The sequence below is a fragment of the Candidatus Binataceae bacterium genome (assembly GCA_035650475.1).
Classification (GTDB): Bacteria; Desulfobacterota; Binatia; order Binatales; family Binataceae; genus JAKAVN01.
In genome coordinates this window covers 107403-128847 of sequence record DASRHP010000008.1, presented here as the reverse complement: position 1 = coordinate 128847, position 21445 = coordinate 107403, and the positions used below count along the sequence as shown (strand labels likewise).

21 protein-coding genes are annotated in these 21445 nt (G+C 67.3%); 15 read left to right on the top strand and 6 right to left on the bottom strand.

The window, feature by feature from the left end; all coding sequences use genetic code 11:
* Window positions 1-23 precede the first annotated feature (23 nt).
* Window positions 24-1394, top strand: a complete 1371-nt coding sequence (locus VFB33_05590; GenBank protein ID HZO81148.1) for a DUF935 domain-containing protein — start codon at window positions 24-26, stop codon at window positions 1392-1394.
* A gap of 65 nt (window positions 1395-1459) precedes the next feature.
* On the opposite strand, the gene VFB33_05585 is transcribed toward VFB33_05590, so the two are convergent.
* Window positions 1460-2074 (bottom strand): hypothetical protein, encoded by a 615-nt coding sequence (locus VFB33_05585; protein HZO81147.1) that lies wholly within the window; start codon window positions 2072-2074, stop codon window positions 1460-1462.
* A 202-nt stretch (window positions 2075-2276) separates the two neighbouring features.
* Here VFB33_05585 and VFB33_05580 point away from each other — a divergent pair, with 202 nt between their 5' ends.
* Both VFB33_05580 and VFB33_05575 read left to right on the top strand, forming a co-directional pair.
* Window positions 2277-2783 (top strand): DUF2844 domain-containing protein, encoded by a 507-nt coding sequence (locus VFB33_05580; protein HZO81146.1) that lies wholly within the window; start codon window positions 2277-2279, stop codon window positions 2781-2783.
* Window positions 2780-3940 (top strand): DUF3443 family protein, encoded by a 1161-nt coding sequence (locus VFB33_05575; protein ID HZO81145.1) that lies wholly within the window; start codon window positions 2780-2782, stop codon window positions 3938-3940. The genes VFB33_05580 and VFB33_05575 overlap by 4 nt, the downstream gene beginning before the upstream one ends.
* A 14-nt stretch (window positions 3941-3954) precedes the next feature.
* Here the strand turns inward: VFB33_05575 and VFB33_05570 are convergent, their stop codons facing one another.
* Complete coding sequence (locus VFB33_05570; GenBank protein HZO81144.1) at window positions 3955-4161, bottom strand: helix-turn-helix domain-containing protein; 207 nt, start codon at window positions 4159-4161, stop codon at window positions 3955-3957.
* Window positions 4162-4555: 394 nt separating this feature from the next.
* Complete coding sequence (locus tag VFB33_05565; GenBank protein HZO81143.1) at window positions 4556-4765, bottom strand: helix-turn-helix domain-containing protein; 210 nt, start codon at window positions 4763-4765, stop codon at window positions 4556-4558.
* A gap of 744 nt (window positions 4766-5509) precedes the next feature.
* Here VFB33_05565 and VFB33_05560 point away from each other — a divergent pair.
* Both VFB33_05560 and VFB33_05555 read left to right on the top strand, forming a co-directional pair.
* Window positions 5510-6013: a hypothetical protein gene (locus VFB33_05560; GenBank protein HZO81142.1), complete on the top strand. Its 504-nt coding sequence runs from the start codon at window positions 5510-5512 to the stop codon at window positions 6011-6013.
* A gap of 313 nt (window positions 6014-6326) precedes the next feature.
* Entirely contained in the window at window positions 6327-8360 is a 2034-nt protein-coding gene (locus VFB33_05555) for a PAS domain S-box protein (protein ID HZO81141.1), read from the top strand.
* Window positions 8361-8499: 139 nt separating this feature from the next.
* Here VFB33_05555 and VFB33_05550 read toward each other — a convergent pair whose 3' ends face one another.
* A complete protein-coding gene (locus VFB33_05550) occupies window positions 8500-9756 on the bottom strand; it encodes a D-alanyl-D-alanine carboxypeptidase family protein (protein ID HZO81140.1) in 1257 nt (418 codons plus the stop codon).
* Window positions 9757-9877: 121 nt separating this feature from the next.
* On the opposite strand from VFB33_05550, the gene VFB33_05545 reads away from it, so the two are divergent.
* The 4 genes from VFB33_05545 (at window position 9878) to VFB33_05530 (ending at window position 14732) form a co-directional block, all read left to right on the top strand.
* Window positions 9878-11194 carry a glycosyltransferase gene (locus VFB33_05545; protein ID HZO81139.1) on the top strand — a complete coding sequence of 439 codons (1317 nt, stop codon included), beginning with the start codon at window positions 9878-9880 and terminating at the stop codon, window positions 11192-11194.
* Between the two features lie 41 nt (window positions 11195-11235).
* On the top strand, window positions 11236-12051 hold the full coding sequence (locus VFB33_05540; GenBank protein HZO81138.1) for an alpha/beta fold hydrolase: 816 nt from the start codon (window positions 11236-11238) through the stop codon (window positions 12049-12051).
* 204 nt (window positions 12052-12255) lie between these two features.
* Window positions 12256-13965 carry an ATP-dependent DNA ligase gene (locus tag VFB33_05535; protein HZO81137.1) on the top strand — a complete coding sequence of 570 codons (1710 nt, stop codon included), beginning with the start codon at window positions 12256-12258 and terminating at the stop codon, window positions 13963-13965.
* Between the two features lie 95 nt (window positions 13966-14060).
* Window positions 14061-14732, top strand: coding sequence for a phosphoribosylanthranilate isomerase (locus VFB33_05530; protein ID HZO81136.1), 672 nt, complete (start codon window positions 14061-14063; stop codon window positions 14730-14732).
* 6 nt (window positions 14733-14738) lie between these two features.
* Here VFB33_05530 and VFB33_05525 read toward each other — a convergent pair whose 3' ends face one another.
* The gene (locus tag VFB33_05525; protein HZO81135.1) at window positions 14739-14978 is read right to left on the bottom strand and encodes a DUF2007 domain-containing protein; all 240 of its coding nucleotides are present in this window, start codon (window positions 14976-14978) and stop codon (window positions 14739-14741) included.
* A 78-nt stretch (window positions 14979-15056) separates the two neighbouring features.
* Window positions 15057-15692, bottom strand: coding sequence for a DedA family protein (locus VFB33_05520; GenBank protein ID HZO81134.1), 636 nt, complete (start codon window positions 15690-15692; stop codon window positions 15057-15059).
* A gap of 191 nt (window positions 15693-15883) precedes the next feature.
* Between VFB33_05520 and VFB33_05515 the strand changes: the two genes are divergently transcribed.
* The 6 genes from VFB33_05515 to VFB33_05490 all read left to right on the top strand — a co-directional run bounded on the left by VFB33_05515 (window position 15884) and on the right by VFB33_05490 (window position 21445).
* Window positions 15884-17215 (top strand): citrate synthase, encoded by a 1332-nt coding sequence (locus tag VFB33_05515; GenBank protein ID HZO81133.1) that lies wholly within the window; start codon window positions 15884-15886, stop codon window positions 17213-17215.
* A gap of 37 nt (window positions 17216-17252) precedes the next feature.
* Window positions 17253-17561 (top strand): hypothetical protein, encoded by a 309-nt coding sequence (locus tag VFB33_05510; GenBank protein ID HZO81132.1) that lies wholly within the window; start codon window positions 17253-17255, stop codon window positions 17559-17561.
* 386 nt (window positions 17562-17947) lie between these two features.
* On the top strand, window positions 17948-19108 hold the full coding sequence (locus VFB33_05505) for a phage protease (protein HZO81131.1): 1161 nt from the start codon (window positions 17948-17950) through the stop codon (window positions 19106-19108).
* A gap of 51 nt (window positions 19109-19159) precedes the next feature.
* Window positions 19160-19891, top strand: a complete 732-nt coding sequence (locus tag VFB33_05500; GenBank protein HZO81130.1) for a hypothetical protein — start codon at window positions 19160-19162, stop codon at window positions 19889-19891.
* 57 nt (window positions 19892-19948) lie between these two features.
* Window positions 19949-20893 carry a Mu-like prophage major head subunit gpT family protein gene (locus VFB33_05495; GenBank protein HZO81129.1) on the top strand — a complete coding sequence of 315 codons (945 nt, stop codon included), beginning with the start codon at window positions 19949-19951 and terminating at the stop codon, window positions 20891-20893.
* A 93-nt stretch (window positions 20894-20986) separates the two neighbouring features.
* A complete protein-coding gene (locus VFB33_05490) occupies window positions 20987-21445 on the top strand; it encodes a DUF1320 domain-containing protein (GenBank protein ID HZO81128.1) in 459 nt (152 codons plus the stop codon).

Below are 21445 nucleotides of genomic sequence, written 5' to 3'. Positions count from 1 at the left end.
GAGTAAATGACTCTGGTGATCCAATGACACTCTACGACGCATACGGCCGCGAAGTTGATACTGAGCGCCTGCGCGAGGAACAGGCCGCGCCCACCATGGCGGGCGTGCGCAATATCTATTCGATTACGCATCCGTCCGCCGGCCTCACGCCTGAAAAGCTGGTCGCGATTCTGCGCGAGGCCGAATTCGGCGATCCCTACCTCTATCTCGAACTCGCCGAAGAGATGGAGGAGAAGGACCTCCATTACCTGGCCGTGCTCAGCTCGCGCAAGCATGCGCTCGCCGGCGCCGGCATCGTCGTGACTCCCGCCTCGCCGGCAGCCGAAGACCGGCGGGCGGCCGACCTCGTCAACGACGTGCTCAACGGTGGCGTCTTCGACCTCCATAGCGCGCTGTTCGATATCCTCGACGCGCTTGGCAAGGGCTTCTCCGCCAGCGAGATCATCTGGGACACCGCCGGGCGCGAATGGCTCCCGCGCCGGCTGGTCTGGCGCGACCCGCGCTGGTTCATGTTCGACTGGATCTCGGGCGAGGAGCTGCTGGTGCGCACGCTGCGCGAGGAGGGGCAAAGCCTGGCGCCGCGCGCGAGCGCAGCCCCCCACTTCGGCGGCTCGCGATGGTACGCGGAGAGCGAGGCGCCAATCGGCCATCAACCGCTGACCGCACCGCTCGCTCCGTTCAAGTTCGTCGTCCATATTGCCCGGGCGAAGTCGGGGCTGCCGCTGCGCGGCGGGCTGGCGCGCGCCGCCGGATGGGCCTACCTGTTCAAGAACTACGTGCTCAAGGACTGGCTTGGCTTCGCCGAGGTCTTCGGCCAGCCGCTGCGCGTGGGCAAGTACGGCCCCGGCGCCACCGAGGCCGACAAGCAGGCGCTGTTGCGCGCGGTCGCCAATATCGGCGTCGACGCCGCCGCGATAATTCCGGAGTCGATGGTGATCCAGTTCGTCGAGGCGCGCCAGGCGGGCGGGGCCGAACTCTACGAGCGCTTCTGCGAGTTCCTCGACCGCCAGGTGAGCAAGGCGGTGCTCGGGCAGACCTTGACCACCGAGACGCCGCGCGAGGGCGGCGGCTCGCGCGCCGCGGCGCAGGTCCATGACGCGGTGCGCCGCGATATCGTCGAGTCCGACGCGCGGCGGCTGGGCGCGACGCTGACGCGCGACCTCGTGCGGCCGATCGTCGATCTCAATCTTGGCCCGCAGCGCCGCTACCCGCAGCTCGCGCTCGCGCTGAGCGAGGACACCGACGTCAAGCTGTTTGCCGACATCGTAGCCGAGCTGGCCGACCGCGGATTGCGCATCGGCCAACGCGCGGTGCTCGAGCGGCTGGGGCTGGGTGCTCCGGCGGCGGACGAGCCGCTGCTAGAGCCGGCGGGCGCGACGCGCCGCGACGCCTAGCGCGCCGCGCCCGCGGCGGCTGAGTGCGGCGGGCGTGCAGCTTGCGTCCGGCGGAGCGCCGCGCGCTACGGCAGCTCGCGCAGCAAATTGCCCCCCGCGTCGTACATCGTCAGCGCCGGATTGCCATCGCTTGCCAGCGACAGCGCCGCCCGCGTCTTACCCGCGGTGTCGAGCAGCGCCACGCCCGGCGAGCCCGCCTCGGTCACGTCGAGCCCCACCCGCGGACGCTTGTCGTCGTACAATCTCAGCGTCGGCTCGCCGCCGATCGAGACGTCAAAGGTGCCGCGCAGATGCTGGCCGCGGTCGAGCAGTGCCAGTCCCGGCTTGCCGTCGCCGGTGACGCCGAGCGCCGCCTGCGGGACGCCGTTGAGCGAGTACAGGCGCACGCGCGCAACACCGTCGGGGTTAACGCCGATCGAGGCGCGCGCGGTCTTGCCGTCGGGCCCGTAGAAGGCCAGGACCGGCTCGCCGCTCACGATCGAGAGCGTGGCGCGCTTGACGCCGTGGCGATCGACGAGGACGAAATTGTCGGCGCTCAGGGTGCGCGCGTGATGGTGCGCGGCCGCCTCGGCGACGCCGCCGCGCCATAGCCGCCCCGACAACCCCGCGCTCGCGACGAGCGCACCGAGGACGCCGCCCGCAACTCCGGTCATGAAGTTGCTCCAACGCTTCATGTTCATGCTGGTCCCTTTCCGCGGCGGATGTAGCACGCCCGGAGCCCGGATGACCGCGGCCAAACCGCGGCACGGCCGCGTCGTGACACTCATGCGCCTCGCCTAATCATTACTGTGGCGGCTCGCCGGACACAAAAGCCAGCGCCGCATCCGACGCATACTTTTAGTTGCAACAGCATGCATTTGCACTCTAACGTTGATCGCAGCGATGCGGCGGCTCTGCGGCGGACTCGTACTTCTGCTCGCGGCGGCGATCCTGCCGTTCGCCGCCGGGGTGCGGCCCGCCCGCGCCACATTGGGTGAATCCTCGGCCTCGGTCGCGCGCGACGCCGCGCGGATGAAGGCGAGTGTGACGCAATCCGCAGCCCCGGCGCCACCGACGGGCGCACGCACCGCGAGCCCGTACAGCGTTGCGATGCTCAAGGCGCCCGACGGCACCGTCGTGCGCGAGTACGTCACCTCCGGCGGCACCGTGTTCGCGATTGCGTGGCGGGGACCGATGCCGCCCGACGTCGCGCTGCTGCTTGGCGCGTACTTCAACCAGTACCGCGAGACCGCCGAGCGGACGCCGCCGGCCATCTTCGGGCTCCATCATGCCCTGGTTACGGGCCCCGACGTCACGGTCGAGACCGGCGGCCACATGGGCGAGCTGTGGGGCCGGGCATGGCTGCCCGCGATGCTGCCGCCGGGCGTGGAGGAGTCGCAGATCGAATGAAGCTGCGCGTGGTGATCCGGACGATGATCGCCGTGCTCGGAGCGCTCGCTGCCGCATCGAGTGCCGCGCCCGCGCAAACGACGCCGCCCAACGTGATGGGCACGACGGTGTGGGTCGGCCCGTACGGCAAATATCTCAACGGACCCTTCGCCACGGTCCGGATATGCCGCACCGGCACGGACAGTTGCCAGAGGATCCACGGTCTGTTGCTCGATACCGGCTCCTTCGGCCTGAGGATCTTCAGACAGGCGCTCACCATCAAGCTCGACTCCGAAACCGCGGCTGGCGGGGAGACGATCGCCGAGTGCACGCCGTTTGGCTCGTTTACCGCGTGGGGCCGGATCGCCGTGGCCGACGTCAAGATGGGCGGCGAGCCGAAGATCCTGCGCCTGCCAATCCAGGTGATCAACCCCAACTGGCCGCCAGTCCCTTCGCTGTGTAAAAACCTCGGCACCCCGCTGCTCAAGAATCCGCAGCAATTCGGTATCAACGGCATCCTCGGCGTTGGCCTGCTGCCGGACGACAACCGCTTCGGCGCCTACTTTCCCTGCACCAGCGCCGGCTGCGGCGGCCGGCTCGGGCTGTCGGACGAAGAGGCAGTGCAGAATCCGGTGGCGCATCTGCCGGTGGACAACAACGGCGTGATTCTCAGGTTCCCGGCGATCTCCTTCAGCGGAGCGCCGGCAGTCAGCGGCAAGCTGATCCTAGGCATCGACACACAGAGCAACAATCAGCTCCCGACTACCGCAAATGTTTATGAGGCCGACGCCACCACGCTGGACATCCGGACCACGTACAGCGGCCGCACCACCAGCGGCTTCTTCGACAGCGGCTCCAACGGACTGTTCTTCCGCTCCGCGATCCCGCCATGCGGAACGACAATGTTCTATTGTCCCGCCGGGCTGGTTTCGCTGAAGGTGCAGAACACCGGCGTCAACCTGATCACGGGACATGCGACCGTGTATATCGCCAACGCAATCACGCTGCTCAACACCGGCAACCACGCCTTCAACGACCTCGGCGCCGCGCTCGGCGACTACTTTGACTTCGGCATGCCGTTCTTCTTCGGGCGCAAGGTGTACGTCGGGATGAGCGGAGGCAACCCGTCGCCCACGGGCGGAGCGCCGTACTGGGCCTATATGGCCGTCGGGCAATAGCGACGGTCAAATAGCTATTTCATTTCTTTCTGCGTGCGCCACTTGTCGATCGTTTCGACGTTGAAGCGCCAGTCGCTGCCGATCCGGAACGCCGGGATCTGCCTGCGCTTGATCAGCCGATAGATCGTCGACGGATGAACGTGGAGGTACTCGGAGACCTCCTTGACGGTCATCACCCTCGGATTGTCGATCTGCGGACGCCGCATGTCCTGGTCAGCCATCGCCTGCTCTCTCTGTTCGGGACGACCAAGCCCTCCCGCGGCGCGAATCCTATTACAAAAAGCAAGCGTCTGTCGCGCGCTTCCGGGCACCCAGACAAAAATCTCGTGCGATAGACGATTCCCGCAGAAATAAAGTCGCGAAGAAAAAAATTAGGCCAGTAATGCCGACGATGGCCGGCCATTCAAGGCTCAAAGTTGTCTCGCAGTGCAGAAATAGGTGCCTTTTGAAGCTCCCCGCTTCCGCCTCCTCCGCGTGCGCGACCCCGCCCGGCTCCCGAACCATCCGCTCTGAACCTGACCGCTGACGCCGGGCCTGCCTCGCCCTGCGCCCATCATCCCCCAATGCTGCGCTGCCGCGCGCCGCGCGCCGTTTGCCTGACAACTCAGGCGCCGGCTATCTGCTCTCGCGCTGCGTGCGCCACTGATCGATCGTTTCCACGTTGAAGCGCCAATCGCTCCCGATGCGAAACGCTGGGATCTGCCCGCGTTTCACCAATCGGTAGATCGTCGAAGGATGGACTCGCAAATAGTCCGAAACTTCCTTGACGGTCATCACCTTCCCTGCGGTCTCGAAATGCGAACGCCTTCGGTCATTGTCCGCCATTGCAATATCTCCTTTCCAAGCATCAGGAGAAACGACTGAGCATCGCCGGCAACGGCTATCGAGGCCCGTCGCTGATCCAGGCGACAGCAGTCGCAGGTTTCAACTCAGCAGTGTATGACGTCGCACCCTCATCAGGCCGCCAGCGCGAGTCGGCGAGAGTCGTACACACGACCAAGGCGCGCGTCACTGCGCCGGCGCGCGAAGCTGACTTTGCGTATTCGGTTAGCACTAAATATGCCGGACTTTACTTTAAGACGCTTATCTCTCCGAAGCGACTTGCTGAATTTATCTATTCATGTCTCAGATCTCCCCAGCTTGGCGCACTTGTACGATCGATCATGGCTGCGCTCATAAACTTCGCGAGAATCGCGAACAATTCGAGTTGTGCTGGCGCTACACTTTGTGCAACGTTGCATCTTGAGCATCAAAGTTGACCTATCCTGAGAACTACTCTCGGCGCCTTCGAAAAATGGTTCGCGTCCTCAGCGGCCTCTTCGGAGGTCTATTCTCGCTGGGAACCTGCCGCCCCAAAGTCATTTTGCAGATTGAGGATCAGGTGCCACAGGGAACAGCGCTGCATGAACGGCGGCAACGGTGTACGTTGAGAAACCTCCGGCTATCTCAATGCATCCGGGACTGAAATAGCCATAGCGTATCCGGGACGTGTACGGATTCGGCACACCACATGCTTAAGCATGTAAGTGAGGACTTTCCCTCCCGCTTGTGTGCTTCGGAGAGTAATCGATGCTGCCTTGGGATGGCGCCTACGTCTATACGGACCCTGATGCGGTCGAAAAATATGTGACGGTGGCGATTTTCATCGCTCGCGATGGCTATCGTGACCCACGATGGCGTAGATGGGCGGAGAACTGGCTGAGTGGGCGCGACCGCAGTTATCGTTCCGCTCAGCTAGCCTATCGGCGCGCGCGCCAGCTATGGTCGCGAGAAATCACCGATGGGTTGCCGCTCGTCGCCGCCAAGTGGGCGATTGAACAACTGTCAGACGAGTTGCCGGCGGAGCGGGCCGCGCGTGCTGCCCGACTCGCCCTGCTCGCCGCGCCGATCGGTCCGGACTTGCGGGCGGCGCTGCTCCGTTTCACTGCCGCGGTCAGCGGCGCGTCCGAGCTCTTTGCCTCAAGCATGATGCGCGAATGGGCGGCGCTCCGCGTTGGATGGGACGCGCTGTGCACGGGACTGCGCGTCGGTCAAGCGCCGCAGCCGGTGCAGTCGCTAGCCGCCGCAGCGTAGACGACCCGCGCGGAGCGACCGCAAACCCGACCGCTTGGGTTGCCATAGGCTGCGTGTGGAAGACATGCTTCGGAGAATAGAGTTGCATTTAGCATTCAACTGTTGCACTTGATCACACTTGTCAGCGTCGTCTGAATAATTTCCGCAAGTTTTGATAAAAATTGGCTAATTAAAGTCAATTCCGGGGCGGGCGCGAAGCTTGCTTCAGTTCGAGCTTCGACTACCGGGCAGACGATTGCTTTTGATTGTCGGCCCCGCCTCAGATGTCCCGCGCCGCAGCTTGCGCCGCTGCGCCGCGGACGGAGATGCCCCGGTGGAAGAGGACGCACGGCGCGCGCGCACGCTCGAGGGTGAGATCGGCTTTCGCGCGCTGGTCGAAAATTCGCTCGACATCGTCACCGTGCTCGACCCCGACGGGACGATCCGGCTGGAGAGTCCGTCGGTCGAGCGCCATCTCGGCTACGAGCCGACTGAACTGGTCGGGCGCAACGTCTTCGACTTCGTCCACGCGGCCGATCGCGAGCGCGTGCTCAACTATTTCAGCCAGGCGCTGCAAGAGGCGCGGCTAAATCCCGAAATCACCGGCGTGCTCGAATTTCGCGCGGTCCACAAGGATGGCAGCACGCGCCACTTCGAATCGATCGGCCGCCTCATCCGCAACGAGCACAGCGGCTTCAGCGTGCTGGTCAACTCGCGCGACATCACGGCGCGCAAGCAGGCCGAAGAGGCGCTGCGCGAGAGCGAGGCGCGCTTCCGCGGCGTCTTCGAGGGCAGCCTCGACGCCAAGCTGATCTTTCGCGTCGCCGACGGGCGCATCACCGACGTCAACCGCGCCTTCAAGCGCATTTACGACTACGGGCCTGAAGAGCTGCTGGGAAGGACGCCGCAAGAGACCGGATTCTGGGCGCGCCGCGGCGATCTCGAACGCTTTCTGCATGAAATCGCAGAGCGCGGCGAGGTGCTCGCGCTGGAGACGGTGCTGCGTTCGCGCAAGGGCGCCGAGATTCCCTCCTCGGTGACCGGGGTCCGGCTCAACCTCGGCTCGCAGCCGTGCGTGCACCTGAACATCCGCGACATCACGCGCCAGAAGCAGGTCGAGGCCGAGCTGGAGCGGGCGCGCGACGCCGCGTTGGAAGCCTCGCGATTGAAGTCGGTCTTCCTCGCCAACACCAGCCACGAGATCCGCACGCCGCTCAACGTGATTCTCGGTTACACAGGCTTGGTCGCCGAGTACCTCGCGATGCGCGGCGACCACAGCCAGGACGTCTTCCTCGAAGGCATCGACCGCGCCGGCCAGCGCCTGCTGCGCACCATCGAGCACGTGCTCGACTACTCGCGGATCGAGGCTGGCGCCTTCAGTGTGGCGCCCAAACCGCTGCGGCTCAAGCCGTTCGTCGAGGGGCTGCTGCGCGACCTGCACGTGCTCGCCGCCACCAAGGGGATCGCGCTCGAGGCGCATATTGACGAGCCCGAGGTTGCGCTGATGTTTGACGAGCACTGCCTCAATGGCGCGCTCACCAACCTGGTGCAGAACGCACTCAAGTTCACCCCGCCCACGCGGCGCGGACGTCGCAGCCGGGTCGAGGTCCGCCTGTGGCGCGATCGGCTCGGCGCTCTGCGGCTGGAGGTCCGCGACAACGGTGTGGGGATCGATCCCGCCTTCATGCCGCGCCTGTTCGAGCCGTTCCTGCAGGAGGAATCGAGCTATAACCGGCGCTTCGAGGGATGGGGTCTGGGACTGGCGCTGGCCAAGCGCTATCTCGAGCTCAACGGTGCCGGCCTTTCGGTGCAAAGCACCAAGGGCGCCGGCTCAACCTTCACCATCCGCTTCGCGCGCGAGAGCGAGATTCGCCATCCGGTGCCGCAGACTCCGGGCGAGCAGCCGTCGCCCGAGCCGCGTCGCCTGCCGCATCGCCAGCGGCCCAGGCTGCTGGTGGTGGAGGACGACACCGACACGCAGACCTTCATGGCCGCGCTGCTCGGCAACTTCTACGAGGTCAGCCTGGCGGCGTCGGAAGCCGAGATGCGCCGGCGGCTGACCGAAGGCCAGGTTGACCTGGTGCTGATGGATCTCGCGCTGAGTGGCGGACGCGACGGGCTGGCCCTGACGCGCCTGCTCGCGAGCCATCCGCAGTGGAAAAACATCCCGGTGATCGCGGTCACCGCGTACGCGTCGATCGACGATCGCGCGCGCGCGGCGGCGGCGGGATGCACCGCCTACGTGCCCAAGCCGATCGCGCACGACCGCTTGCTCGCCACGATCGACGCGGTGCTGGCCGATACCACCGCCCGCCGCAGCGGCGAGGCCGAAGGAACCTCCGACGGCGAGCGCCGGCCCGACACCTAGAGAGGCCGAACTGCGCGCGGAGTTGGGCGGACGCGACCGCCATCCGGAGTTCTGGGACGACCCCAAGCGCTTCGTGCCCGAGCGCCGCCCCGCCAACCAGGCCAGCCACTTCCCGGGAAAAATCAAGAGCGCGCGCCCTTTACAGGCGCATGCGCACGCGATCGATGACGCGCTTGAAGAAGCCGCCAGGCGCGACCGCCCCCTGTGCGAGGACCGGGATCGTCGATTGCGCCTTGCCGTCCACCATCAGCGCGAGCGTGCCCACCTTCTGCCCCTGGGCGACCGGCGCCACCAGGTAGTTGGCGTCGAACGCGCCCTGAAGTCCGACCTTGCCCTGCTGGCCGCGTTCGACCGTGACGTAGGGCACGGCGGCGGGCGCGACCGCGACCTCGTTGGCCGCGCCACAGTACACGCGCATCTTCGCCGGCAGCGCCTTGTGCCAGTCGGGCTGCACGCTGGCGAAGGTGCGAAAGGCCCAGTCGATGAGCTTTTCGGTCTCGGTGCGCCGGGCCCACGACGACGAGGCGCCCAGCACCGCCGAGATCAGGTACATGCCGTCCGCGTGCGCGCTGGCGACCAGATGGTAGCCGGCTTCCTGCACGTGCCCCGTCTTGAGCCCGTCAACCCGCGAGTCGTAAAACAGCAGCGAGTTGAAGTTGGGCTGGCGGATCTTGTCGAAGGTGAATTCCTTGGCCGAAGTGTAGGTGCGAGCGTCGGGAAAGCGCTCGGTGATTGCGCGCCCGAGCTTCACCATGTCGGCGGCGGTGGTGTACATCCCGGGCATCGGCAGGCCGTCGGGATTCTCGAAGTGGGTGTCGTCGAGCCCGAGCTTTTTGGCCTCGGCGTTCATCTGCGCGGTGAAGCCGTCGGTCGAGCCGCCGAGGTACTCGGCCAGCGCGACCGCGGCGTCGTTGCCCGACGACACCATCAGGCCGTACAGCAGGTCGTGGACCGAGACCTTCTGCCCGACCCCGAGGAACATCCGCGACACGCTCTGATCCATCGACAGCCGCCACGCCTTTTCGCTGACCGTAACCATCGTCTCGGGCGTAATCCGATGCTGCTGAAGCGCCTGGAGCACAAGGTAAAACGTCATCAGCTTGGCCAGGCTCGCCGGCTGCATCCGCTCGCGCTCGTTGTAGGCGTAGAGCACGGCGCCCGAGCGGGCGTCGATCATCATTGCCGCGTGGGCGTCGAGCGCAAACGGCGCCGGACGATCGCCCAGCACGTGGATCTGGCTGAGCGCGACCGCGGGCGCCGCGGGCGCCGGCCTGCGCCGGCCGTGGCGCGCCGCGGCGGCGGGCGTCGCGGCAGCCGCGAGCGCCAGCCCGAGCGCGGCCAGCGCCGCAAGAGATGAACGAAACAGTCCGCGGTCAGAATTACTCTGCGCTCGCATCGCCAGCCCCGCCTCCGGCTGCTAAAGTTACGGCGCGCGGTGCGGGTGAATCAAGGCGGGCGTGCGCGCGCGGTGGCGGGCCTGTTTCCTTCGTCCCCGATTGCGACTATTGGATTGTCCCATGGCGATCGACCTCTCGGTCATCCTGCCGGTGATCAACGAGCGCGACAACCTGCGCGCGCTCATCCCGCGACTGCGCGAGATCGCTGACCATTTCCATCTCGAAGCCGAAATCCTGGTGATCGACGGCGGCTCGAGCGACGGCACGCGCGAGGTCGCCGCCGAGCTGGGCGCGCGCGTGCTGCCCGAGCGCCGGCGCGGCTACGCGGGCGCGCTGGCGACCGGCTTTGCCGAGGCGCGCGGAGCGTGGGTCCTGACGCTGGACGCCGACATGTCGCACGAGCCGGCGTTCGTGGCCAAGATGTGGCGTGCGCGCGAGCGCGCCGACATCGTGATCGCCTCGCGCTACGTGCGCGGCGGGGTCGCCTACACCGAGCTTAGCCGGCGGATGTCGAGTTGGATGCTCAACGCGCTCCTGCGCCGGCTGTTGAGCGTGCCGATCGGCGATCTTTCCAGCGGCTTTCGGCTCTATCGGCGCGAGGTGCTCGAAGCACTGGAGCTGACCAGCCGCAACTTCGAGGTCCAGGAGGAGATCCTGATCAAGTCATGGGCGCGCGGCTTCAGCGTGACCGAGGTGCCGTTCACCTATTTTCCGCGCTCGGCCGGGCGCTCGCATGCACGGATGCTGCGCTTCGGCTGGGACATTATGCGCTCGGCGCTAAGCATGTGGCGGATGCGCAACTCGATCGACTCGGCCGACTACGACGAGCGCGCGTTCTACAGCATCATCCCGCTCCAGCGCTACTGGCAGCGCCGCCGGCACAACATCACGGTTTCCTGGGCGCGCAACGCCGGGCGCACGCTGGACGTCGGATGCGGCTCGAGCCTGATCATCCAGAGCCTCAACAACGCGATCGGGATGGACTTCAGCCACAACAAGGTGCGTTTCCTGCGCCGCTACGGGATTCCGCTGGTGCGCGGCACCGCCTTCGGTCTCCCTTTTCGCGACCGCAGCTTCGACTGCGTGATCAGCTCCGAGGTTATCGAGCACGTCCCGTACGACGACGCGCTGTTCACCGAGATGAAGCGGGTGCTGCGGCCAGGCGGGATGCTGATAATCGGGACGCCCGACTACGCGACGGTCGGCTGGCGGACGATCGAGCCGCTGTACGGGTTCTTCCAGCCCGGCGGCTACAAGGACGAGCACATCACGCACTACACCCGCGCCCGGCTGACCGAGATCCTCGAACGCCACGGCTTCATCTACGAGGACGCCGCCTACATCCTGCGCAGCGAGCTGATCATGCGCTTTCGCAAGCCGGCCGCCGACAGCGCGCCCAGTGAGGCGCCGGCGCCGATGCGCGCGGCGACGGGCTAAGCGCGCCGGCGCAAAATTTCAGGGCCTGAGGAGAGACCGCGATGCCCACCGTCCGCGTCCGCGACATCAACCTCTACTACGAGAGCCACGGCGGCGGCGCTCCGCTGCTGATGATCATGGGGCTCGGCAGCAGCGCGCTTTCGTGGGAGCCCGCGCTGATCGCGGATCTCGCGCGCGGCTTCCGCACCATCGTGTGCGACAACCGCGGCACCGGACGCAGCGACAAGCCGCGCGAGGAGTATTCGATTCCCGCGATGGCCGACGACGCGGCCGCCCTGCTCGACGCTCTCGGCATCGCGCGCGCGCACGTCTTCGGGGTCTCGATGGGCGGGATGATCGCGCAGGAGCTCGCGCTCAACCATCCCGCGCGCGTCCAGACGCTGACCCTCGGCTGCACGACGGCGGGCGGGCGCAACGCGGTGCCGGCCCCGCCGGAGTCGATGAAGATCCTGATGGCGCCGCGCGCGGGGCTCTCCGACGCCGACATCATCCGCCGCGCGTGGCCGCTCGGATACACCGAGGGCTACATCCGGAGCCATCGCGACGTGCTGGAGGCGGCGATCACGCGGGTCCTGCAGCATCCGACGCCGCCCTACGCCTACAAGCTCCAGCTCGACTCGACCTTCAAATTCAAGACCTACGATCGCTTGCCGCAGATAACGGCGCCGACGCTGGTGATCACGGGGGCCGAAGACGTGCTGATTCCGGCGCGCAACTCCGAGATAATCGCCGAGCGTATCCCGGGCGCGCAGGTGCACATCATCCCCGGCGCGGGCCATCAGTTCTTCCACGAGAAGCGCGAGGAGTTCGTCGCCGCGCTCACGGAATTTCTGCGCGCGCATCCGCTCGGGGGGTAGGCGAACGCGGCGCCGATCAGGGGCATCCCCACTCCAGCGGGGCGCGCCTCCCTGCCCGCCGGTCCGACGCGACTGCTTCGCCCGTGCGCCAATTATCCCAACTCTTGCCCCTCCTCTTCGCGGGACCGAATAGGAAATCCCGCTTGCAGCGGAAGCGAAGCCGGCTATTGCGTAAATCGCAACAGGGCGGGTTTAATCCCTGCTGTGGCCTCTTTCCACGATTTCGCCGAGCTCTGCCAGTCGCTTAGCCAGACCTCCAGCCGGCTTCAAATAGCCGCGCTCGCCGCCGACTTTCTCGCCGGCCTCGAGCCCAATGAGGCCGCGGTTGCCGCGCGCTTCATGGTCGGCCGCGCGCTCGAGCAGGGCGCGGCCAAGCCGCTCAATATCAGCGGCCGCGCGGTATGGAAGATCGCGGCCGAGCTCGGCGGCAGCGAGGACCAGGGCGAGGAGATCTTCGCCGCCGCGGCCGACTTCGGCGAGGCGGTCGAGATGGCAATGCGCATGCGGCGCGAGGAGCCTGCGCCCACGCTCACGCTGGACGAGGTCGCGCGCACGTTCGCCGAGATCGCCGAGGTCGAGGGACGCAACGCGCGGCCGCGCAAGCTCGCGATGCTGCGGGAGCTGCTGGCGCGGATGACGGCGCTGGAGGCGAAGTACGCGGCCAAGGTGCTGATCGGCGAGATGCGCCACGGGATGAGCGAGGGGTTAATGGTCGAGGCGCTGGCGAAGATGGCGGGGCGGCCAACCGAGGAGGTGCGGCGGATGCACATGCTGGAGGGCGACGTGGGGCGGCTGGCGCGCGCGCTGCGCGCGCCAGCCGCCCCCTGCGCCGGCGCGCCGGGCGGCGCCCTCGGCGCCGCCCGCGCTGAGATGGCCGCGGCGGCGGCCGCGGGCGTCGCCGCCGCGCGCCCGCTGCGCCCGATGCTCGCGCAGCCGGCGCGCGAGGTCGCAGACGCCTTCGCCATCCTCGGCCGCCGCTTCGCGCTGGAACACAAGCTCGACGGCGCGCGTGTCCAGATCCATCGCGCGCCCGACGGCGTGCGCATCTTCTCGCGCCGGCTCAACGAGATCACGGCGAGCCTGCCCGAAGTGGCCGAAGCGGCCGCGCGCCTGGGCGCACGCCACGCGATCCTCGACGGCGAGGTCATCGCCGTGGACGCCTGCGGGCGCCCGCTCGCGTTTCAGGAGGTGATGCGCCGCTTCGGGCGCGTGCGCGAGGTCGAGCGCCTGCGCACCGAGCAGCCGGTGCGCCTGTTCGTCTTCGATCTCATGGCCCGCGATGGCGAGTTGTGGATCGACCGTCCCTACCAAGAGCGCTACGCCGAGCTGGCGCGGATGGCGGCCGAAACCGGACTCTCGTTGGCCGCGCGGATCGTGCCGGCCAACCTCGCCGAAGCCGAACGCTTCTACGCCGAGGCGATTGCAGCGGGCTACGAGGGCGTGATGGCGAAGGCGCTGGACAGCCGCTACACGCCCGGCGCGCGCGGCCGCGGATGGCTCAAGATCAAGCACGCGCGCACGTTGGATCTGGTGATCGTCGCCGCCGACTGGGGCTACGGGCGGCGCCACGGATGGCTGTCGAACTACCATCTGGCGGCGCGCGACGGCGAGCGCGGCGGGCTGGTCGAGGTTGGCAAGACCTTCAAGGGACTGACCGACGAACAGTTCGAGGAGATGACGGCGCGGCTGCTCGCGCTCAAGACCGACGAGGCGCACGGCACCGTGTTCGTGCGCCCCGAAATCGTGGTCGAGGTCGCCTACAGCGACCTCCAGCGCAGTCCGCAGTATGCGGGCGGGATCGCGCTGCGCTTCGCGCGCATCGTCCGTATCCGCGACGACAAGCCGGCCGCCGAGGCCGACACGCTCGCGGCGATCGCCGCCGCGTACGAACGCCAGTTGGTCAAGCCGCTCTAGGCGGGCAACTTAACCGACCGCGAGTTGATGAACCCGCGCACAGCACTCAGGCCAGCCGCACCATCGGAGCGGCGGGCGAGAGTTGGTGAAAAAAGATGATCATCCAGATTTACAGCATGACCTCGGTCGCGGACGCGGTGATGGTGGCCGAGGCGGGCGCGGATCAGATCGGCGTGGTGGTGGCCGAGCCGGGGGTGGTGCCCGAGGCGATCGGCGCCGGCGCCGCGCGCGAAATTCTCGCCGCAATCCGCCCGCGCGCTCGCGGCGTCGCGCTCTCGCTGAGCGACGACCGGGAGGAGATCTGCGCGATGGTTGACGCGGTGCGGCCCGATGTCGTGCACGTCGCCGCGCGCGAGATCGAGCCCGAGGACTGCGCATGGATTCGCGCGCGGGTGGCGCCGACGAGACTACTGCGCGCGATCGCCGTGCGCGCCGGAGAGACAATGGCCGAGGCCGACGCGCATCAGCAGGCAGCCGACTACCTGATGCTCGATTCGGGCGCCAAGGGCACGGCCGGCGAAACCCACGACTGGCAGATAAGCCGCGCGATCGTCGAGCGCTCGCGCGTGCCCGTAATCCTGGCCGGCGGGCTGAGCGCTGAGAATGTCGGCGCGGCGATCGCAGCGGTCCGCCCGTGGGGCGTCGATTCGTTCACGCATACCGACGTCCCCCACCGGCGCGGAAGCAAAGACCCGGCGCGCGTGCGCGCCTTCATCGCCGCCGCGCTGCGCGGCTTCGCCGCGATGGTCGAGTCGGCGGCGCGATGATACCCGCTACTCGCTGAAGCCAAGGTCCTTTAGGCGGGCGCGCGCCTCAGCCGCGTCCGAGGCGTAAACCATCAGGCGCGCCGGCACCGCGGAGGTCGAGCCGAGCATCCGCGACATGTCGCCGTCAAAGATGAAAACCTCGAGCCCACTGCCGGCGATCAGGTCATAGGCCATCTTCACCCGCATCGAATCGATGCTGCGGAAGACCTCGGTGAGCCGGTCAGGATCGAAATCGCGCTCCGCCATCGTCGAAAGCGCTCGGCACGGTCGCCGCCGCGCACGCGCATCAAATCAGCAATCGACTGACGCGCGCCGGCTGAATCGTCAGTCGCGCGCGGCGCTGTGTGCGCCGCCGATTCCCTTGATTCGATTGTATAGCACCAGGCCGCCCCCGGCGACGATCAGCACCCCGAGCACGCCGTCGAAGCGATGGAAATACGGGCCGAGATCGTCCCAGTGCTGCCCCAGCTTCATCCCTGCCCACGCAAGGCCCAGGCACCACAGGTACGAGCCGAGCAGCGTGTAAATCGTGAACGGCACAAGCCGCATCCGCGCCACCCCCGCCGGCAGCGCGATGAAGGTGCGGATCACCGGCAGCAGGCGGCTGATGAAGACGGCCTGCGCACCCCAGCGCTCGAAGAAGCGCTCAGCGAGTTCGATCTCGTGCGGCGCGATCAGGACGTAGCGCCCGTAGCGCACGAGCAGGCGGTTACCGCCCTTGCCGATAAAATAGGCGACGTACGAGCCCAGCAGACATCCGAGCGCGCCGGCGAGCGCGACCAGTTGCAGGTCGAAGCGCCCGGCGGCGACCAGGTAGCCCGAAAACGGCATCGTGACTTCCGATGGCAGCGGCACGCAGGCGCTCTCGATCGCCATCAACAGCACGATCCCGCCGTAGCCCATCGCCGAGATGGTCGCCACGATGGCGGCCGAGAGCGAGGTCATCAGGCGATCGATCATGGCGCGCGCCCTGCTTGGTCGCCCCAGAGTCTCATGATCGGACAGCGTGCCATGCGCGGCCGGGCGGCGCCAGTGGGCGCGCCGGCGTGCTCGATCCTTGAGCTGTATATATGTTGATTCGCGGGGTTGAGTTCGCGCGCTGATCGGACAAGACTGCCCGGTAGAAGCTTGCGCCAGAGAAGGAAACGCTCATGGCTAAGAACTCACTGACGATTACCGACAACCGCACCGGCAAGCAGTACGAGATCCCGATCGAGGACGGCGGCGTGATCCGCGCCTCGCGCCTGCGCGACATCAAGACCGGCGCCGACGACTTCGGCCTGATGTCGTACGATCCGGCCTTCACCAACACCGCGTCGTGCCGCAGTAAGGTGACCTTCATTGACGGCGAGCGCGGCATCCTGCGCTACCGCGGCTACCCGATCGAGGAGCTGGCCGAGCGCAGCAACTACCTCGAAGTCGCCTACCTGGTGGTCAAGGGCGAGCTGCCCAACGAGGCGCATTACCGGGCGTGGGAGGAGAACATCAAGACCCACACGATGGTCCACGAGAACATCAAGCATTTCATGCAGGGCTTCCGCTACGACGCTCATCCGATGGGGATGCTGGTGGGCACGGTGGGCGCGATGTCCACTTTCTACCCCGACGCCAAGGACATCATGGACCTCGAGTCGCGCCGCCTGCAGACGCGCCGGCTGATCGGCAAGATGCCGACGCTGGCGGCGTGGGCCTACCGCCATACGCGCGGCCTGCCTTACGTCTACCCCGACAACGAGCTCAGCTACACCGGCAACTTCCTCTCGATGCTGTTCAAGATGACCGAGCTCAAGTACAAGCCCAACCCGGTGCTCGAGCGCGCGCTCGACGTGCTGTTCATCCTGCACGCCGACCACGAGCAGAACTGCTCGGCCAACGCGATGCGCTCGGTGGGCAGCTCGCAGGTCGATCCCTACTCGGCAGTGGCGGCGGCGACGGCCGCGCTCTACGGTCCGCTGCACGGCGGCGCCAACGAGGCGGTGATCCGGATGCTGATGGAGATCGGGTCGGTCAAGCGCGTGCCCGAGTTCATCAAGAGCGTCAAGGCGGGCGAGCGCAAGATGATGGGCTTCGGGCACCGGGTGTACAAGGCCTACGACCCACGGGCCAAGATCGTCAAGAAACTCGCCTACGAGGTGTTCGAGGTCACCGGCCGCAACCCGCTGATTGACATCTCGCTCGAGCTCGAAAAGATCGGCCTGGAAGACGAATATTTCGTCTCGCACCGGCTGTATCCGAACGTGGACTTCTACACCGGGATCATCTACCAGGCGATGGGTTTTCCGATGACGATGTTCCCGGTGCTGTTCGCGATCCCGCGGACCTCGGGCTGGATGGCGCAGTGGGCCGAGATGGTGCGCGACCCCGAGCAGAAGATCGCGCGCCCGCGCCAAGTCTATATCGGCGAGAGCGTGCGCCACTGGCAGCCGATCGAGAAGCGGCCGGAGCCGACGATGCGCGAGGACGCGGTCAGCGACCGCATCTGAGCCCGGGCCCGGGCGCGCGCCCCGCATGCCGACGCGGATGGCCCTCGTCCAGCGCTCTGCCCCGCTAGTCGAAATCCGCCGCCTGCTCGGCGAACTCGCCGCTGCGGCAGGCGAACTCGATTCGGTCCAAGCGTATCTGCACGACGCGATCGAGGTCGCCCGCGCGCGGGAGGCCAAATCGTGGGAGCTGCGAGCCGCGACTTCGATCGCGCGGCTGATGCGCGCGCGGGGCCGCGTAGCGCAGGCCCGCGCCCCACTGGCGCCGGTCTATGAATGGTTCAGCGAGAGCCTCCCGAGCACCAACTTTTGCGCAGCCCGAATGCTGCTCGGTGAGCTGCCCGAATGAGAGCGCGCGCGGCTTGGCTCCGGCCCGTGCGGCTGGCGAGCGCCGCGCGAGTGTAACGCGTTGTCCCTGCGGGCGCGCTATTTTGACCCTCCGCTCTGCAGCGCAACACCGGCACGCGGCGGCGACTGTTAGTAATTCTGCACGGATTCATTAGTCAGTCCCGTGACTTCGAGCGGAACGGCGCGCGCTTCATCGCAGAGCCGCTCTCGCCGCAGACTTTCGGCCAACCCTGAAATCCGCGAATTACCGGCACAAATTGATACGCAGTCACCCCCATTGAGTATTCGCGCCGAATAGCTAGTCGTGCGGCCGTCCATCCTCGGATCGTTGGGGGTGAAATATTTCACCCTTACCGGGCTTTGCGGCCTGCGGCACAATCCGCCGCGATGGACGCGACGCACTTCACATCCGCCAGGCCCGCCCCGCAAGGCGCAGCGCTCGCCGTGCATGGCGTCGTGCTCGACGACAGCCACCTGGGCGAAGCGGCGCCGCCCGAATGGGTAATGCTGATCCCCACCGGCGAGTTTTCCGGTCGCGACGGCCGCGGCCCTTTCCGCCTCAGCGACCCCGCCGCTGTGATCGCGGCGACCAACGAGCTCGCGATGGCGGCCGGGCTGCCGATCGACTACGACCATGCGACGGACTTCGCCGCACCCAAAGGGCGTCCGGCGCCGGCGGCGGGATGGATCTGTGAACTCGCCGCGCGGGAAGGGGCGCTGTGGGGCCGCGTCGAGTGGACTCCGCACGGCGCGATGGCGATCGCGTCGCGCGAGTACCGCTACATCTCGCCGGTCTTCCAATACACCGCGGAGGGCGAGGTTATGCGGCTTCTGCGCGCAGGGCTGACCAACAATCCCAACCTCTATCTGACCGCAATTTCGGCGCGCGCGGCAGCAAGCGCGGGCCATGCCAGGGACGGAATCATGCATTCATTGCTGGACGAATTGCGCAAGCTGCTGGGCCTGCCGGATGAAGCCTCGGCCGAGGAGGCGCTCGCCGCGGTCCGCGCACTGCTCAGCGGCGACGCGGACGATGACGCGCAGGACGCAGCCAACGGCGAGGCCAGCGCCGAGCACGAGCGCGGCGCGGAAGGGGCGCGGGCGGACGGCGGCGCGATGAGCGCCGGCGGCGCGGACGCCGACCCCGCGCGCTACGTCCCGGTCGCGCAGTTCCAGAAGGTGTTAAGCGAGCTCAACCGGATGCGCGCGCAGGGCGCGCGCGAGCGCGCCGAGCGCGCAGTGGACGAGGCAATCCGCGCGGGCAAGCTGATCCCCGCCCAGCGCGAGTGGGCGGTCTCGTATTGCCAGGCCGACGTCGACGGCTTCGCCGCCTTCGTCGCCCGCCAGCCCGCGGTCTTCGGCGTGGAGGTCGAGCGCGCCGCGGCCGACATCGCGCCGCCGCGTCAGCTCGGGCGCGCCGGCGCAAACGCGCTCAGCGCGGTCGAGACCGCGATCTGCGTTCAGCTCGGAGTAAATGCGCAGGACTATCTGCGGCGCAGGCGTGGGGGGCACGGCGATTTTCTGCGCCTCAATCACGGCGGCGAGTAAGCCTGCCGCCGCGCCCTTCATCCACAGGCACAATCCCAACGAGGTAACCCCATGGCGGCTCTAAGCAGCTCCCGCAACACGCCTGAAATGGCCGACTTCGGGCGAATGCAAATCTACCCGGTCGAGGCGAATACGACCATCTATCTGGGCGCGATGGTCGCACTCAACGCCAACGGCAACGCGGTCCCGGCCAGTTCAGCGTCGGGGCTGAAAATCGTCGGGCGGGCCGAGCGGCTGTACAACGGTCTGCCCGGCCAGGACGCGATCAATACTTCGTCGGCGATGATTCCTGGCACCAACCAGCCGGCGGGCGCGGCGGGCGCGATCTCGATCGTGTGCCGGCGCGGCGTCTTCATGTATGCGGTCAACGACGGCTCGCTCGCACAGGCGCAGGTCGGAGCGCTGTGCTTCGCAGTGGACGACAATTCCGTGTCGGCGAGCGACGGCTCGGGGGCAACCGCGGTGAGCGGCGAGTCGCATACCTTTCCCGCTTCGACCAGCGCGCAGGTAATCACGGTCGGTCACGAGAACATCTCCAAGCTGGTGGTGACCTCCTCACCGCCGGGCACCACCTACGTCGAGGGCAAGGACTACGTGGTCGATTACCAGGCCGGGATGATCATGCTGCCGCCGAGTGGTGGCGCGATCGCGGCGGCGTCAACCGTGCTGGTCTCGTACAACTGGGGCGCGCCGACTCGCAGCGTGGCCGGTACGGTCGTCAACCTCGACCCCAGCGGCCAGGTCTGGGTCGACTTCTGGCACCAGGCGGCGCTCGCCGCCTGACACCGCGACGCCATCCTCCGCCCCGCGGCCGCGCCGCGGGCCTCAACGGTAGTAACGATGGAAATCAGCGCAGCAAATCTCACCGCCCTGTTCACCGGCTTCGACGTCATCTTCCAGCGCGGCTTCGAGAAGCCGCCGAGCTACTACGAGCAGATCGCCTCGATCGTCCGCTCGGGCTCGCGCCAGACCACCTATCCATGGCTGGGCCGCACCACCCGTTTTCGCGAGTGGCTCGGTGAGCGCGTGGTCCAGGCGCTCGAGGCCCACGCCTACACGATCGTCAACAAGAACTTCGAAGACACCATCGGCATCGACCGCAACGACATCGAGGACGACACCTACGGCGTTTACGAGCCGGTCATCGAACAGCTCGGCTGGGACACCAAAGTCCACCCGGACATGCTGCTTTTCTCAATGATCAAAAGCGCCGTCGCCACGCCTGCCTCGGTGCTCGCCTACGACGGCCAGCCGTTCTTCGCGACCACCCATCCGGTGGGCCCGATGGGCTCGAACCAGACCCAGGTCGCCAACGTCAACTCCGGCGGCGGCGGGCCATACTGGTTCCTGGTCGACGCGTCGCGCCCGATCCGTCCGTTCATCTTCCAGCTGCGTCGCGAGTACGCGGTTACCCGGATGAACACGCTGACCGACGAAGCGGTCTTCAACCGCCGCGAATTCCGCTACGGCGTCGACGGCCGCGCCAACACTGGCGTCGGGCTCTGGCAGCTCTGCTACGCGAGCAACATGGATCTCAGCAATCCGGCCAACTACGGTGCGGCGCGCGCCGCGATGCGCTCATTCAAGACCGACGGTGGCCTGCCCTTCGGCGCGCTCTCCAGCGGCAAGGGCGTCTATTTGCTGGTGCCGCCAGCGCTCGAGGAAGCCGCCCGCCAGTTGCTCCACTCGGAGTTCATGGTTGGCGCCGGGGCCAGCTCCGGGGTGACCACCTCCAACATCTGGCGCAACAGCGCTGAGCTCATCGTCAGCGAATATCTCGCCTGACCCCCTCCTCCCGCCGCACGCCCGGGGCGGACGCCGCCAGGCCCCGCCCCGGGCCTCCCGCCCACCGGCGGCCGGCGCAAGGAAGAATCGACGATGGCATACGCACAGCCCTCCGACATGATCGCCCGCTATCCCAACCGCGACCTGGTCCAGCTGACCAACGAAGATCCGACCCAGACCACGGTCAATGAAGCGGCCCTGGCCCAGGCGCTGGCCGACGCCTCGGCGGAAATCGACGGCTACCTCGAAAGCCGGTTCGCCCTGCCGCTCAGCGATCCGCCCGCAGTGCTGGTGCGCCTGGCGTGCGACGTCGCGATGTACCGACTTCAGACGCTGCGCCCCCTGCACGACCTCGCGGAGGCGCGCACGCGCTATGAGGACGCCCTCGCTCTGTTGATGCGCGTCGCCGACGGCACCCTCACGCTCGGCCTCGCGCTCGACAATCAGGAGCCCGGCGAAGCGGCCGGCGCCGTGGCCAGCGAGGCCGGCGGCGACCGCTCGGGCGCGCTGCCGGCGCGGATGTTCAACCGCGGCGGCCTCAAGGGGTTCTGA